The sequence below is a fragment of the Endozoicomonas acroporae genome, assembly GCF_002864045.1.
GTDB classification, from domain to species: Bacteria; Pseudomonadota; Gammaproteobacteria; order Pseudomonadales; family Endozoicomonadaceae; genus Endozoicomonas; species Endozoicomonas acroporae.
Map to the genome: position 1 here is coordinate 1 of NZ_PJPV01000238.1, position 1635 is coordinate 1635.

The window sequence follows — 1635 nt, forward strand, 5'->3', positions numbered from 1 at the left end:
GGGGGGACCATCCTCCAAGGCTAAATACTCCTGACTGACCGATAGTGAACCAGTACCGTGAGGGAAAGGCGAAAAGAACCCCGTTGAGGGGAGTGAAATAGAACCTGAATCCGTGTACGTACAAGCAGTGGGAGCAAGGGGCTAGTATCAAGATACAAGTATCAAGAGGAGTAAACTTCAGGTTTACACTTTCCAAATCTTGTTTCTTGTCTCTTGATACTAGTCTCTTGTGACTGCGTACCTTTTGTATAATGGGTCAGCGACTTAATTTCAGTGGCAAGGTTAACCGTATAGGGGAGCCGTAGGGAAACCGAGTCTTAATAGGGCGTGTTCTTAGGAACAACAGTCGCTGGGAGTAGACCCGAAACCGGGCGATCTATCCATGGGCAGGTTGAAGGTTGAGTAACATCAACTGGAGGACCGAACCGACTATCGTTGAAAAGCTAGCGGATGACCTGTGGATAGGAGTGAAAGGCTAATCAAGCCCGGAGATAGCTGGTTCTCCTCGAAAGCTATTTAGGTAGCGCCTCGTGTCTCACCATCGGGGGTAGAGCACTGTTTGGGCTAGGGGGTCATCCCGACTTACCAACCCCATGCAAACTCCGAATACCGATGAGTGCAATCACGGGAGACACACGGCGGGTGCTAACGTCCGTCGTGGAAAGGGAAACAACCCAGACCGTCAGCTAAGGTCCCAAAGTAACAGTTAAGTGGGAAACGATGTGAGAAGGCCCAGACAGCCAGGAGGTTGGCTTAGAAGCAGCCACCCTTTAAAGAAAGCGTAATAGCTCACTGGTCGAGTCGGCTCGCGCGGAAGATTTAACGGGGCTCAAACTGTTCACCGAAGCTACGGATCTAGAGACTAGTTTCTAGAAACAAGTGACAAGAAAAAGAAGTACAGAGTTAATACTCAGCTTCTGTCTTTTAACTTGATACTTGTATCTAGAAACTAGTCTCTAGGTGGTAGAGGAGCGTTCTGTAAGCCGTTGAAGGTGCATCGGGAGGTGTGCTGGAGGTATCAGAAGTGCGAATGCTGACATGAGTAACGACAAGGGGAGTGAGAAGCTCCCCCGCCGGAAGACCAAGGGTTCCTGCGCAACGCTAATCGGCGCAGGGTGAGTCGGCCCCTAAGGTGAGGTCGAAAGACGTAATCGATGGGAAACAGGTCAATATTCCTGTACCCCTTGTGACTGCGATGGAGTGACGGAGAAGGCTAGGTCAGCGCAGCGTTGGTTGTCTGCGTTTAAGATCGTAGGCTGGGGTTTCAGGCAAATCCGAAACCTCAAGGCCGAGAATTGATGACGAGGTTCTACGGAACTGAAGTGATTGATGCCATGCTTCCAGGAAAAACTTCTAAGCTTCAGGTCAGAAGGGACCGTACCCCAAACCGACACAGGTGGTCAGGTAGAGAATACCAAGGCGCTTGAGAGAACTCGGGTGAAGGAACTAGGCAAAATGGCACCGTAACTTCGGGAGAAGGTGCGCCGCTGCTGGTGATCGGACTTGCTCCGTAAGCTGGCGGTGGTCGAAGATACCAGGTGGCTGCGACTGTTTATTAAAAACACAGCACTGTGCAAACACGAAAGTGGACGTATACGGTGTGACGCCTGCCCGGTGCCGGAAGGTTAATTGATG

1 rRNA gene is annotated in these 1635 nt (G+C 50.9%); it reads left to right on the top strand.

What is annotated here, in order from left to right:
• A 23S ribosomal RNA gene (locus tag CX664_RS24665) occupies nucleotides 1-1635 on the top strand; the annotation flags it as partial.